This window comes from Oceanobacillus sp. J11TS1, from assembly GCF_018333215.1.
Taxonomy (GTDB): Bacteria; Bacillota; Bacilli; order Bacillales; family Amphibacillaceae; genus Oceanobacillus.
This window is the reverse complement of sequence record NZ_BORO01000003.1, coordinates 1-13,522: the sequence shown is the minus strand read 5'-3', so window position 1 is coordinate 13,522 and position 13,522 is coordinate 1. Positions and strand designations below refer to the sequence as shown.

12 protein-coding genes are annotated in these 13,522 nt (G+C 38.7%); 10 read left to right on the top strand and 2 right to left on the bottom strand.

Features of this window, described 5'->3' with window-relative positions; all coding sequences use genetic code 11:
* Nucleotides 1–8: 8 nt before the first annotated feature.
* From KI343_RS03475 to KI343_RS03465, 3 genes are all read left to right on the top strand, one after another.
* On the top strand, nt 9–356 hold the full coding sequence (locus KI343_RS03475; RefSeq protein WP_212925055.1) for a DUF485 domain-containing protein: 348 nt from the start codon (nt 9–11) through the stop codon (nt 354–356).
* Nucleotides 353–1,897, top strand: coding sequence for a solute symporter family protein (locus KI343_RS03470; RefSeq protein WP_212925054.1), 1,545 nt, complete (start codon nt 353–355; stop codon nt 1,895–1,897). The genes KI343_RS03475 and KI343_RS03470 overlap by 4 nt, the downstream gene beginning before the upstream one ends.
* A 107-nt stretch (nt 1,898–2,004) precedes the next feature.
* Nucleotides 2,005–2,223 carry a gamma-type small acid-soluble spore protein gene (locus KI343_RS03465; RefSeq protein ID WP_212925053.1) on the top strand — a complete coding sequence of 73 codons (219 nt, stop codon included), beginning with the start codon at nt 2,005–2,007 and terminating at the stop codon, nt 2,221–2,223.
* A gap of 120 nt (nt 2,224–2,343) precedes the next feature.
* Here the strand turns inward: KI343_RS03465 and KI343_RS03460 are convergent, their stop codons facing one another.
* Together KI343_RS03460 and KI343_RS03455 are read right to left on the bottom strand one after the other, a co-directional pair.
* Nucleotides 2,344–3,723 (bottom strand): sensor histidine kinase, encoded by a 1,380-nt coding sequence (locus tag KI343_RS03460; protein WP_212925052.1) that lies wholly within the window; start codon nt 3,721–3,723, stop codon nt 2,344–2,346.
* Nucleotides 3,724–3,813: 90 nt separating this feature from the next.
* The gene (locus KI343_RS03455; RefSeq protein WP_212925051.1) at nt 3,814–4,524 is read right to left on the bottom strand and encodes a response regulator transcription factor; all 711 of its coding nucleotides are present in this window, start codon (nt 4,522–4,524) and stop codon (nt 3,814–3,816) included.
* Between the two features lie 584 nt (nt 4,525–5,108).
* Here KI343_RS03455 and KI343_RS03450 point away from each other — a divergent pair.
* From KI343_RS03450 to KI343_RS03420, 7 genes are all read left to right on the top strand, one after another.
* A complete protein-coding gene (locus tag KI343_RS03450; RefSeq protein ID WP_212925050.1) occupies nt 5,109–5,876 on the top strand; it encodes an ABC transporter ATP-binding protein in 768 nt (255 codons plus the stop codon).
* Complete coding sequence (locus KI343_RS03445; protein ID WP_212925049.1) at nt 5,863–7,722, top strand: FtsX-like permease family protein; 1,860 nt, start codon at nt 5,863–5,865, stop codon at nt 7,720–7,722. The genes KI343_RS03450 and KI343_RS03445 overlap by 14 nt, the downstream gene beginning before the upstream one ends.
* A gap of 1 nt (nt 7,723) precedes the next feature.
* Nucleotides 7,724–8,080 carry a YxeA family protein gene (locus KI343_RS03440; RefSeq protein WP_212925048.1) on the top strand — a complete coding sequence of 119 codons (357 nt, stop codon included), beginning with the start codon at nt 7,724–7,726 and terminating at the stop codon, nt 8,078–8,080.
* A gap of 157 nt (nt 8,081–8,237) precedes the next feature.
* Nucleotides 8,238–9,227, top strand: coding sequence for a LacI family DNA-binding transcriptional regulator (locus KI343_RS03435; RefSeq protein ID WP_212925047.1), 990 nt, complete (start codon nt 8,238–8,240; stop codon nt 9,225–9,227).
* 99 nt (nt 9,228–9,326) lie between these two features.
* Nucleotides 9,327–10,178 carry an ROK family protein gene (locus KI343_RS03430; protein ID WP_212925046.1) on the top strand — a complete coding sequence of 284 codons (852 nt, stop codon included), beginning with the start codon at nt 9,327–9,329 and terminating at the stop codon, nt 10,176–10,178.
* Nucleotides 10,179–10,476: 298 nt separating this feature from the next.
* A complete protein-coding gene (locus tag KI343_RS03425) occupies nt 10,477–11,901 on the top strand; it encodes a glycoside hydrolase family 32 protein (protein ID WP_212925045.1) in 1,425 nt (474 codons plus the stop codon).
* A gap of 64 nt (nt 11,902–11,965) precedes the next feature.
* A complete protein-coding gene (locus KI343_RS03420) occupies nt 11,966–13,213 on the top strand; it encodes an oligosaccharide MFS transporter (RefSeq protein ID WP_212925044.1) in 1,248 nt (415 codons plus the stop codon).
* Nucleotides 13,214–13,522 lie beyond the last annotated feature (309 nt).

The window sequence follows — 13,522 nt, the reverse complement described above, 5'->3', positions numbered from 1 at the left end:
GGATGCAGATGGGGGCAGAAAAAGAATATAAGCAGGAGCAGAAAGCGGAAGAAGTTGACTATGTTCAAGTTATTGAAAGCAAATCCTTTAGAAAGCTAATGCGTGATCGGAAAAAATTCATTGTGCCATTAACAATATTTTTCCTGGTATTTTACTTCTTATTGCCAATATTAACTTCTTATACAACCTTTTTGAACACGCCAGCAATTGGGGATATCTCTTGGGTATGGCTATTTGCTATCGCTCAATTTGTTATGACGTGGGTTTTATGTACAATTTATGTGAAAAAAGCAGCTTCTTTTGATAAGCAAGCGGATCAAATTATAGAGGAAATGGAAAGGGGGGATAATCAATGAGCACTACGGTCATTATTCTCTTTCTTGCCATTGTCTTGCTAACCCTTGTTATCACCTATTTTGCTGCTAAAAAGACGCAAACAGCGGGAGACTTTTATACTGCTGGCGGTGGCCTCACCGGTATGCAAAACGGTCTGGCAATTGCTGGTGATTATCTATCAGCAGCATCGTTTCTAGGTATTGCAGGTGCTATTGCACTCTTTGGATTTGATGGATTTTTCTACAGTATCGGATTTTTAATTGCGTATTTAGTTGTTCTATTCCTTGTTGCTGAGCCGTTGCGTAACCTTGGTAAATATACACTTGCCGATATGATTAATTCTCGCTTTGATGCCCGGAAGGTTCGAGGAGCCGCTGCTCTAAATACGATAACGATCAGTACCTTCTATATGATTGCTCAACTTGTAGGTGCAGGTGCGTTAATTCAGTTATTATTTGGTATCAAATACTGGATGGCTGTGCTTATTGTTGGTGTGATGATGACCATTTACGTATTATTCGGCGGCATGATAGCAACGAGTTGGGTACAAATTGTAAAAGCTGTCTTGTTAATGGCTGGGATGGTCATTATGACGTTTCTTGTGTTATTAAAATTTAATTTTAATATTGGACAGATGTTTACCGATGTAAAGTCCGTTACAGCTCATGGAGAAGCCTACTTAATGCCAGGGTTACAATATACAGAGCCACTTGGCACCCTATCGCTTATGCTGGCTTTGGTACTTGGAACAGCAGGATTACCGCATATTCTCATGCGATTTTTCACCGTCCGAGATGCACAGACAGCAAGAAGTTCCGTCATCGTCGCAACATGGGTGATCGGTATATTTTATGTACTGACCTTATTCTTGGGATTTGGAGCAGCAGCATTTGTTGGACATGATGCAATCATTGCAGCAAACCCGGGTGGTAATATGGCTGCTCCGCTTCTTGCACAAGCCATCGGCGGAGATATCTTATTTGCTTTTATTTCAGCAGTTGCCTTTGCAACAATTTTAGCTGTTGTCGCAGGACTTGTACTTTCCGGAGCATCCGCATTTGCTCATGATTTATATGGGCAAATTATTAAAAAAGGAAAAGTGACGGAAGCAGAACAAGTTAAAGCAGCACGATACGCATCATTAGCTGTATCCGTTTTGTCTATTGTGCTAGCGTTATTCGCACAATATTTAAACGTAGCATTCCTTGTTTCTCTCGCTTTTTGTATTGCAGCGAGTGCTAACTTACCAGTTATTCTTTACACCGTATACTGGAAAAGGTTCAATACGACAGGAGCGGTGACAGCAATGCTGACTGGACTACTCTCTGCATTAATTCTTGTATCGATGAGTCCAAGCGTTTTTTCACCAATTGAAGGAGCGGCTTTATTTGTAGGAGAGCCAATTTTTCCACTGACTAATCCAGCACTTGTATCGGTACCACTTGGGTTCTTGGGTGGATATTTAGGTACGATTCTATCGAAAGAAACAGATATAAAACGGTATGCGGAGGTGAAAGTCAAAGCGAATACGGGGTATAAGCGCAGTGGTATAAGTCACTAGGCATAATGAAAAATACTTGCGGAGATTTTGCTGCAAGTATTTTTTCTTGTCTTCGTTTAAAAATGAGATATTGATGCAAGCTATAAAAAAATGGAGAGGGTGTTTGGATGAAAAGGAAAGAAGAAAGTAATACGGAGAAGTATACAAGCGCTGGAACAGATATTGAGGAAGTGAAGAGATTAAATGAGAATTCAGGCATGTCGTATAATGAAGCAAAAGAATGGCTTGCTAAATCAACAGGTGGATATAACACGTCAGTATATAGCGATACGGATATAGAAGAGGTGAGGAGGAATAATCAAGGTATACAGAATGAGAATGAATGAGACGGCAGTAAGCGGATAATCTCAGGAAGAAGGGATGGATCCCTAACCTATAAGAGAATGCCATGAAGAAACCCGTAGTTTATAGAAAGCTTCGGGTTTCTTCATGGCAAAAGAGGATCTTTACCCTTTCAAAGTTATGCGAATTGTTGTTCCTTTCCCAGTCTCACTCTCAAGCTCCACACTGCCGCCATGTGCTTGAATAATATCTCGTGAAATTGCCATTCCTAGCCCGCTCCCACGTGTGTTGGTGGTACTTGTACCCCGATAATAGCGATCAAAGATTTGGGCCTGGTCTTCCTGTTTAATCCCTCTGCCATCATCATGGATAATAATGCGATCTTCGGCTACCTCTACTGTAACTTTTACTTCTTCCTCATTATGAATGAACGCATTTATAATAAAGTTTAATAAAGCTCTTTTCATTAAATGTTGATCAATTTTCCATATGGATGCAGGTGCATTGCTGATAAAGTCGATTTCATGTGTATGGAATTGCGGATCATTCAATAAATCAATAATAATTTTTCTGACAAACCCTTCTATTCTCGTATCTTGGAGGTTGAGAGGCATTTCTTGATTTCGCAGGCGCATGGTTAAATTAAAATCATCTAGCAGTTCTTTCATATAAAGCGATTGCCGCTCAATCACTCCTGCGTACTCGAGACGCTCTTCTGCGGAGAGTTCATCACTCTGCAGTAATTCCGCGTAGCCGCGAATAGAAGCCAGTGGTGTTTTAATATCATGAGAAACATTACTGATCCATTCATTCCGCATTCGCTCCAGCTTTTGTCGTTCATTTTCATGGGCTTGTAAGGTTTCGGATACGTCGTTTAAGTTCGCAAAAACATGTTTGAAAACCCCTGGCCGCTTCATTTTTTTGGGCTGGAACTTTCTTTCCTTTAGCTCGCTGATCCGCTCAATCAGTCGTGAAACAGGCTTCGTCAGGACGGTGCTAAACAGAAATCCGACGATACATGCAATAATTAAATCAACAATAATAATAGCAATTAAAAATTTGGAAACATACGTAAGAACCTTCTTGGGATCAGCCATAATAATGGTCCGTTCCTGCTTAGAATTTGGAACACCAATGATATAGCTGTAATCTTCAAATTCTCCAATAAAGTAGGTATTAAAATCATTATCCATATATTTGTATTTATGAACTAACTCTATCGGCGTATAGTGAGTAGAGGCACTGTCTGGTGCATTTTCAGAGGCTATCACATTTCCATTTTCGTCTAAAATTTGCAGCCAGGCACCAAATTGGGTAAGCGCATATTTTCCTGTATCAGATACAACCGGCCTATTATCCTCTATGGACAAGTGCTGGTAAAAGGAACGGGTAAAGTTCTCGCCTGTATCATGTATAATATCTTCTGGATTTTCATCTTGTTGAGAAATCATTAATGCAATAAGAATAATCGTATTGACGATGCTGACAATAAAAACAATACTGAGAATGGAAATAAGATAGCGAAGAGTTAGCTTCCATTTCATGATGCGTTTGCTCCTTTTCAATTTCAAGAGTGTAAAAAATCTCGTGGTGTTTTTGGTAATCGTACAATTTACAGAGCACCACGTGAAATTTTACGGATTAAATCGATACCCCAGCCCTTTTACAGTAACAATATGAGCAGGTTTTGACGGATTATCCTCAACCTTCTCACGCAGCCGGCGAATATGCACCATTAATGTATTATCTGCTCCATAAAATTCTTCTCCCCATACGGTTTGAAACAAGGTTTCTTTACTTAAAATATGTTTTGGATTTCGCATAAAGCATGCCATCAAACCGACTTCTTTAGCAGTCAGTTCTAAAACTTTTCCATCTTTGCTTATTTCTGTTTCATCGCCATTAATCGTGAATACCCCAATATTTTTATCTGCGTTAGCCGGTGCATGGGAGCTCGTCGCCTCCATTGTATAGACACCTGCCCGGCGCAGCTGTGCTTTTACGCGATAAGCCATTTCTTTAGGACTGAAAGGCTTGGTAATATAATCATCTCCGCCAATAGCTAGTCCGAGTATTTTATCAATCTCATCGGATTTAGCAGATAAAAATAGTATTGGAATACGTGACGTTTCACGGATTTTTCGGCATAGATCATAACCTTCCCCGTCTGGAAGCATCACATCCAATATCGCTAGATCCGGTTCAAATTTGTTAAATTGTTGCCATCCTTCTTTAATGGACCCTGCTGTCGCAATTTCTGTCATACCCTCTTTTTCCAGAGCTGTTTTCATTAACTGACATAGATCTTGCTCATCATCCACAATTAAAATCTTTGGCTTCTCCATTTAGCGTTCACGCCTTTCTTCATGTATTGGTATATATAAATCGGCTATTCACCTAAATCTATAGTGCTTGACAAATAGATGTAATTTAACATAAACAATTGCAATTATATATTGCCCTATAAATTAATTTGTTAATAAACTAGCAAAGCCACTCCAACCCAGGTCGAAGCCGCTCGCCCCAAGCTAACGCGCTCCAACTTAGGCAGAAAGCGCTCCAAGTCAGGTAGAAGTCGCTCCAACTTAAGCCAAAGCGCTCCAACTCGGAATCAATCCGCTCGAAATCCAATTAAGCCGCTCCAACCCAGATTCAATCCGCTCGAAATCCAATCAAAGCGCTCCAACCTAGTCCAAAGTCGCTCCAACCTCTCCAACCCCCCCCAAGCCAACCAGCCACTTGTACGCTTGTTTAAAAATACTCTATTTAATGGACAAATAGTTGAATTATTTCTATCTTAACAGGAATCCGTCAGATATGAGTGAGATTTAAACATTTTGTAAGGTTGTATTGATGGTTGTTTAAGGATAGGGGACTATAGTAAAGATAAAGGAAGTTCAAACGAAATAGGAAAGAAGGGCTAAAGCGAATGGAACATTTATTAAAAGTAGAAAGTGTTGAAAAAATATATGGAAAAGGTGCAAATACATTTCAAGCGTTAGAAGATATTTCTTTTGCTATTGATCACGGGGAGTTTGTTGGTGTCATGGGGCCGTCTGGTGCAGGGAAGTCGACGCTTCTCAATGTGCTTGCAACGATTGATACACCAACAAAAGGTGATATTTATGTAGAGGAAGATAATATTGCCAAGATGAAAGAGGATAAGTTGGCAGATTTTCGGCGGGATCATTTAGGGTTTATTTTTCAGGATTATAATTTATTAGATTCCTTAACGGTGCGGGAAAATATTCTTCTGCCACTAGCTATTGCAAAGCAGCCGGCAAAGGAGATTGAAGAAAAGGTAAATACCATTTCTCGGTCTTTTGGCATAGAAGGTTTATTGGATAAGTATCCATATCAAATTTCTGGCGGACAAAAGCAGCGTACCGCTTCCTGTCGTGCACTTGTATCCAACCCAAAACTTATTTTTGCGGATGAACCGACAGGAGCACTGGATTCAAAATCGGCTACAGACTTATTAGAAAGCTTGAGCAGTCTGAACGAAGAGCACGAAACAACCATTATGATGGTAACGCATGATGCCTATGCAGCGAGCTTTTGCAGACGTATCTTGTTTATCAAGGATGGTCGTCTCTCCAAAGAGCTTATACGCGGGATGCATACGCGGAAGGAATTCTTCCAGATGATATTAGATGAATTGGCAGAATTAGGCGGTGATGGGAATGACCTTGTTTGATTTAGCATTAAAAAATATTCGCAGAAATATGAAGAGTTATGGATTATACATTGGCTCCACCATTTTTTCTATCATAATTTACTTTACCTTTGCGACGCTAAAGCACAGCGATGATATAAGTGGTTTAGCGGAGACTTCGAAGCAAATGCAGGCAATAATGAGTGCTTCCGCATTTGTATTGATGATTTTTGTGGCGATTTTTATTCTGTATTCCAATTCCTTTTTTATGAAAAGAAGGAAGAAAGAAGTTGCTTTGTATTCGTTATTAGGCGTACGCAAACGATCCATCGGCTTCTTATTGTTTTTTGAGAATATCGTAATTGGTCTTCTATCTTTAATTGTTGGTGTTGGCCTAGGTTTCTTATTATCTCAAGCTTTACTATCACTTTTATTAAAATTAATGGGGCTATCCCTTTCTGTTGGTTTTGCATTTTCCATGCAGGCAGTTATTGAGACGGTGGTTGTCTTTTTCCTCATCTTCTTAGTGACCTCTTTGCTTGGTTACCGTGTTATCTATAAATTTAAACTGATTGATTTATTCCATGCAGAGAAAAAAGGGGAAGAGCAGCCAAAAGCACGCATGATTTCTGCCGTGATAGGTGTCATTGCCTTAGTAGCTGCGTATTGGTTAGCGTTACAGGATTTATTGACTTCCTCGGCTTGGCGAATCTTAGGGCTGGCGATGCCGTTAGTCATTATTGGATTAACAATCTTAGGCTCATATCTGTTATTTAACAGCGTTCTTGTCTATGTTTTAAATGTATTGAAAAAGAGTAAAACATGGGCCTGGAAAGGGCTTAATTTAATGACCTCCTCCCAGCTTCTCTACAGAATCCGGGGGAATGCAAAAACATTAACGATTATTGCAACATTGAGTGCTACAACAATTACAGCAGGTGGCGCCATATTTGGTACGTATTATAATACAGAAAAATCTGTGGAAGAATTGACGCCTTTCTCCTTTATGTGGGAGGGAGAGGAACAAGATATAGATGAAGCGTTGATTGAAAATGCAATTAGCTTTGATACAAAAGAAATTGTTGTAGAAGGGGAAGTGTATGACCAGTACTATTATGTAATTGGTGAAGAAACGTTTAAAAAGTTGACCGATTCGCTTGGATGGGATATAGAAAATTTGAATCTGAATAAAGATGAAGCAATTATGGTAGATCCCTTTTATGATGAGCGATTACAAGACAAAGTAGATACAGTGGTAGTAGACAATGATGTGAAAAAAGTGGAGCAGCTTTATGAAGAACCATTGTTTAATCTTCCTACCCTACCGGGAACAACCCTCGTTGTAGATGATGCATCTTTCGGGGAAATAGATGGTGAGAATGCCACTTATCAGGCAGTACAGGTAACTGATTACAAGGATCATTTAGATCTTTCTAAAGAGCTGGAAGCAAAAACAGAGAACTTCTCCAGTGCTGTCCAAAATTACCAGGATACGATAGAGGCTTCTGGAGCGATGTTATTCGTCGGCAGCTTTTTGGGACTGGTCTTTTTAGTGGCTACAGGCAGCATTATTTTCTTTAAAATGATGACAGAAGCAGAAGAGGACAAAGATAAATATGCTGTTTTGTATAAAATAGGTGTTTCTAAAAAAGAAATGAAAAAAACAATTCGTTATCAAGTTGGACTCATCTTCTTAGTACCGCTTGTTTTAGGGTTAATGCACGGAGCTGTTGCTTTAATGGCGTTTTCTAATCTATTACAAATGAATCTATGGGAGCCAATTATTATTTGGATGATTGCCTATACAATGATTTATATTTTATACTACGTGATTACGGTCCGAGGATTTAATAAAACAATTACTCAGACTGTCACACAGGAGGGGTAAAATGAAGAAAATAATGATTTTAATGACTGGTGTAGTAATTTTATTTGTTGCTGCGGTTGTTGTTTTGATGACAGTAGACTTTAATAGGGCAGGAAAAGATCATGTTTATGTGCAGGTTGGTGAACCGGAAAATATAGAAGAAGATAAACTGGATACAGGAGAAATAATTACCACCTACTGGTATGAGCAGCCGGCTTATACAGAGGATGGAGAAGAAATTCAAGTTAAATTCTCTGCACAAAAACAATTACGACAAGGAGCATATCTCAAACTTTATGTGAAAAATGAAAATGAAGTTACTTCGTTTGATGAAGTAAGTGAAGAGGAACTCTCAGCTGCGGTGAAAGAAGCATTGTAGTTGGTGGGAAAGCCGTATGAAATGCAGGAGAGTGGCATTTTATACGGCTTTTTATATAGATTAAATCCAATAATCGTTCTTTACGTTATGAAAGAAAGGCTATATGATTAAGGGTGAATACAGAAAGATGAAAGCGGATTAAAGGAGAAGATTTTATATGAAACCCAAAATCCAAGATGTTGCGAAGGTTGCGGGCGTATCCCCAACAACCGTTTCTCGTGTGCTTAACGACAGAGGATATATCAGCAGCAAAACAAAAGAAAAAGTATTTGCAGCGATGGAGGAAATTAATTATGTTCCCAATGATCTTGCGCGCTCTTTATATAACAAGCGCAGTTACTTAATTGGTGTGATTGTTCCTTCCACAAGTCATCCTTTTTTTGGGGAATTGGTTGCACATATTGAGAAAATTTGTAATGAAAAAGGCTATAAAGTGTTGCTCTGTAACAGTCTTCACGAAGCGGATAAGGAGAAAAAATATTGGGAAATGCTGCACCGTAATCAAGTGGATGGTGTCATCGTTGTTACATATAACCGCGGATTAGTCGATAAGCAACAGCAATTTCCGGCAGTTGCTATTGACCATTATTTATCCGAAAATATTCCTGTTGTCAGTTCAGATAACTTCCAAGGTGGGGAAATTGCAAGCAAAGAGCTGCTAGAGGCTGGGTGCAGGAAAATTATTCATATTAATGGTGACGCTAATTTGGAGACGCCAGCAAATAATAGGCAGTACGCTTATGAAAAAGTAATGCAAGAAGCTGGCAGAACACCAGAAACGTATCATGTTCCAGACGTTGCCTTTTTAGAAAGCAATATTGATATTATAAAGCAGCTCTTCAGGGATCATCCCGATGTAGATGGGATCTTTGCAAGTGATGATTTACTGGCTATTCGCACCTTGCAGTATGCGGAGAGCTTGGGCTACCGGGTTCCAGATGATCTAAAAATTATTGGTTATGATGGAACAAATCTCATACGTTCCCTTTATCCAAATCTTACAACGATCATTCAGCCTACGTACCAGATTGCAGCGTATGCTGTAAACACATTACTTCAAGAAATCGATGGCGAATTGCTTGCTGTGAAGGAAAAAACATTGCCCGTCTCGATTTGGCTAGGGAAAACAACAGGACATGCTTCTTGAAGGAATATTTTCACTTTATAAAAAAGAAGATAGCATCACAGTATGAAAAATCTGCTATAATAATCGAATGATATTAGAAATAAGGAGTGTTATAAAAAAATGATAGGAGCAATTGAAGCTGGGGGAACAAAGTTTGTATGTGCAGTAGGGTATCCAGATGGAACGATTGTAGATCGAACAGCTTTTCCAACAACAACACCTGAAGAGACACTAGCAAAGGTAGAGGAATTCTTTTCGAAACATCCGGTAGAAAAAATTGGTGTAGGGGCTTTTGGACCAATTAATCTACGTACGAACAGCGAGAACTATGGTGCAATCGAAAACACACCAAAAATTCCTTGGCGCCATTATCCGCTTTTGGAAGAACTAAAAAAACGTTTTAATCTCCCGGTAGCGATCAATACAGATGTTGCTGTAGCTTGTTTAGGAGAATATGAATATGGTATTGGAAAAGATGTTTCCAGCTGTCTATACATAACAGTGGGTACAGGTATTGGGGCAGGTCTTGTTCAAGATGGAAATCCTTTTCAAGGGAAAAATCATTCTGAAATGGGACATATTTTATTAAGAAAACATCCAGATGATCGTTTTGAAGGAATATGTCCAAGCCACGGTGCTTGTTTAGAGGGGTTAGCATCAGGACCAGCAATTGAAGCACGTCATGGTCGAAAAGGTGCAGAATTAGCTGAAGAGGATCACGTTTGGGAAATAGAAGCGTATTATCTTGCACAGGCTATATTAAATTACTTTGTTGTTCTTTCTCCAGAAAAAATCATTCTTGGGGGAGGCGTTATGAAGCAAGAAAAGCTCTATCCAATGATTCGTAAGCAATTTATGGAATTATTAAATGGTTATATAGAAGTAGAAAACGTAGATGAATTAATTGTTGCTCCAGGATTAGATGATGATCAGGGAGTAAAAGGTTGTATTGCGTTGGCGGTAAAAGAATAGTTTTGAAAGGGGATGGTTAGCATAGTCGTAATTCATCCTCTTTTTCTTTTTAGGGTAATAAGCATACAGCGGAAAGAGCTTCATGTAGTAGTGAACTACTAGAATATTAATGTTGCTCCTCAAAGAGATAAGCCGGATAAGAATGCATCCATTTCTATATCCAAAAATTTCTTCAAAAAATTTATGTCAACCGGTTGACATAAATTGAAAAATATTAGATGATAATATATAAGAACTTCTGTTACCGTTTTCAATGGTTTTCGAATAATAGATTGAATGAATAGAGAGGGAGATTTACATGTTATATCAAGAGAAGCATCGTCCGCAGTTTCATTTCACACCAAAGGAAAACTGGATTAATGACCCGAATGGTCTCGTTTACTACGAAGGAGAGTACCATTTATTTTACCAACGTAATCCACATACAAATGATCATGCAGACATGCACTGGGGACATGCAACTAGTACAGACCTGTATCATTGGGAAGAACATGGAATCGCTTTAGCTCCAGATGAATTAGGAACGATTTTCTCAGGTTCAGCAGTAGTGGATAAAAACAATACAAGTGGTTTATTTGAAAGCGATACCGGCGGGTTGGTTGCTATCTTTACCCATGATGGAGAGAGCCAGCAGCAAAGTATTGCCTACAGTGAAGATAAGGGGAGAACGTGGACAAAGTATGAAGGGAATCCAGTTATTCCAAATACTAAAATAAAAGATTTTCGCGATCCAAAGGTTTCCTGGCATGAGGACAGCAAGCAATGGGTTATGGTACTAGCTTGCGGGGATCACATCCAGTTCTATGGCTCACCCAATTTAATTGATTGGACGTACCTATCCTCATTTGGAAAAGAGTATCCTTCTCATATTGGTGTTTGGGAATGTCCGGACCTACTTTATTTACCAGTAGAAGGAAGTTCCCAAAAGGAATGGGTTCTAATTGTAAGTATTAATGCAGACGGACCAAATGGCGGTTCAGCAGTTTATTACTTTACCGGCAGCTTTGATGGCAAAGAATTTCATCCGAATGAAAAGTCAGAAGATGCACTAAAATGGGCAGACGCAGGAAAAGATTTTTATGCAGCTGTCAGCTGGGATAATACAGAGGACACCTACTGGATTGGTTGGATGAATAATTGGCAGTATGCTGGAGTTGTACCAGTATCGCCATGGCGCAGTGGAATGAGCTTAGTACGGAAGATGTCATTATATGAAAAAGACGGAAATCTCTTATTAAAGCAAGAGCCAATCGTTAGAGACAGCAGTAAAGAAGTAACGTCTTATCAGGATGTGACCATTCAAGCGGGTACGACAGAAAGCTATGATATTAGTGATACGGCTCAGATAGATTTACAAGTTTCAAAGGCTTCTGACAGTACAAAATGGGGCGTGAAATTTGTTACTGATCAGGATGAAGCATTCCAATTAGTAATCGATAATCAAGCAAGCATGTATACCTTCTATCGCACAGAGGGAATCATCGATTTCTCAGAGGATTTCCCAGAGGAAGTAAAAGGAAGTTTACATGGACTGAATGTTCAAGATCTGACAGCTATTGTTGATAGATCTTCGGTAGAGTTATTCCTAAATGGAGGATTAACTGTATCGACCAACTTGATTTATCCAAAAGGAACAGTGACAAAACTGGAGATATTTGCAGTAAATGATGCATTAAAGGTCGATAATGTTTCATGGACAAGTCTACACTCTATTTGGAAATAATAATGGCTGGGTGGAGGAGTGATGAAAACTCCTCCACAGCACAGAAAGAAAGGATCTAATAAATATGGATTTTTTAAAAAATAGCAAGTATTGGTTTTCGTCTGGATATTTATTTTTCTTCTTTATTACATGGTCTATCTGGTGGTCCTTCTATGCAATTTGGCTGAATAACAGCCTCGGGCTTACTGGAGCACAGGTTGGAACAATTTATTCTTTTAATTCGTTCTTTTCTTTATTCTTTATGATTCTTTACGGATACATGCAAGATAAATTAGGAACGAAGAAGAACCTTGTTTGGTTACAAAGTGTCGTACTTGTTTTTATTGCACCATTTGTTATTTATGTGTATGAACCTTTGTTGTTAAATAATTTTTACTTAGGAGCAGCAATCGGTGCTATTTATTTGGGAGCAGGTTTTATCGCTGGAGCAGGATTTTTGGAAACCTTTACAGAAAAACTGAGCCGCAAATATAACTTTGAGTTTGGTAAAGCCCGTATGTGGGGATCATTAGGTTATGCAGTTGCTGCCATTGGTGCAGGAGCGTTAATGAGTATTAACCCGCATATTAATTTCTGGATTGCTTCAGCGACAGGGATTATCTTCTTTCTTATTAATGTACTATTTAAAGTGGAGGTATCTCATACAGAAGAAAAAAGTGTTTCCAATATATCTATGAAGGATATCCGCTTTTTATTTACGAATAAAGTATTTTGGTTTTTGATAATTTACCTATTTGGAACGGTATGTATTTATACAGTGTATGACCAGCAGCTTTTCCCAGTTTATTTTGTAAGCCTATTCTCTGGGACTGGGACAGATGGAAATACTGTCTATGGAATTCTTAACTCTGCACAAGTATTTGTAGAAGCCATTTTCTTATTCTTAGCACCATTTATTGTAAATAAAGTTGGGATTAAGCAATCGCTTGTACTGGCTGGAAGCATTATGGCATTTCGTATCATTGGTTCCGCAACAGTAACAGGAGGTTTCGGTATTTCGTTTATGAAGATGCTTCACGCGGTAGAACTGCCGATCTTATTGATTGCAGTGTTTAAGTATATTGCTGCAAACTTTGATGTCAGACTTTCCGCAACAGTCTACTTAATCGGATTTAAAGTATCTAGTGAAATCGGAGTTATTATTTTCTCAGCTCTTGTTGGATGGATTTATGACCAGACAAGCTATGAGACAACATTCTATGTTTTAGGTGCAATTGTTGTGTGCTTCGTTATCTTTTCTATTTTTGCACTGAATAACAATAACAAAGAACAAAAGATAGAAGAGCAGGAACTGGCAATGGTAAATGAATAAAATTAAATCAAGCAATGAGCTGTTTAGACAGTTCATTGCTTTTTTATAAAGGTTAGGAAAGTATAATTTATAAATATCAAATCGAATTTACTAGATAAAAAGGCGAACCCGCTCCAAATTAGTCTGAGGCGCTCGAAAAAAGTGAAACGCGCTCCGGCCCAGGCAGAGGTCGCTCGAAAAAAGATGACGTACAATAGTCTGTGTAAGATGAATAAATAGGAAAGGTAAGGTTATCCTACCCTTTAGTTAATCACGACAAAAACTAAGAAGAGGAGACCTTACCCATGTCTACTAGTATAACTGATAATG

What these genes read in the sequence shown, in the direction of transcription:
- KI343_RS03475 (WP_212925055.1), top strand. Translation starts at nt 9, where the DNA reads ATGGGGGCAGAAAAAGAATATAAGCAGGAGCAGAAAGCGGAAGAAGTT.
- KI343_RS03470 (WP_212925054.1), top strand. Translation starts at nt 353, where the DNA reads ATGAGCACTACGGTCATTATTCTCTTTCTTGCCATTGTCTTGCTAACC.
- KI343_RS03465 (WP_212925053.1), top strand. Translation starts at nt 2,005, where the DNA reads ATGAAAAGGAAAGAAGAAAGTAATACGGAGAAGTATACAAGCGCTGGA.
- KI343_RS03460 (WP_212925052.1), bottom strand. Translation starts at nt 3,723, where the DNA reads ATGAAATGGAAGCTAACTCTTCGCTATCTTATTTCCATTCTCAGTATT.
- KI343_RS03455 (WP_212925051.1), bottom strand. Translation starts at nt 4,524, where the DNA reads ATGGAGAAGCCAAAGATTTTAATTGTGGATGATGAGCAAGATCTATGT.
- KI343_RS03450 (WP_212925050.1), top strand. Translation starts at nt 5,109, where the DNA reads ATGGAACATTTATTAAAAGTAGAAAGTGTTGAAAAAATATATGGAAAA.
- KI343_RS03445 (WP_212925049.1), top strand. Translation starts at nt 5,863, where the DNA reads ATGACCTTGTTTGATTTAGCATTAAAAAATATTCGCAGAAATATGAAG.
- KI343_RS03440 (WP_212925048.1), top strand. Translation starts at nt 7,724, where the DNA reads ATGAAGAAAATAATGATTTTAATGACTGGTGTAGTAATTTTATTTGTT.
- KI343_RS03435 (WP_212925047.1), top strand. Translation starts at nt 8,238, where the DNA reads ATGAAACCCAAAATCCAAGATGTTGCGAAGGTTGCGGGCGTATCCCCA.
- KI343_RS03430 (WP_212925046.1), top strand. Translation starts at nt 9,327, where the DNA reads ATGATAGGAGCAATTGAAGCTGGGGGAACAAAGTTTGTATGTGCAGTA.
- KI343_RS03425 (WP_212925045.1), top strand. Translation starts at nt 10,477, where the DNA reads ATGTTATATCAAGAGAAGCATCGTCCGCAGTTTCATTTCACACCAAAG.
- KI343_RS03420 (WP_212925044.1), top strand. Translation starts at nt 11,966, where the DNA reads ATGGATTTTTTAAAAAATAGCAAGTATTGGTTTTCGTCTGGATATTTA.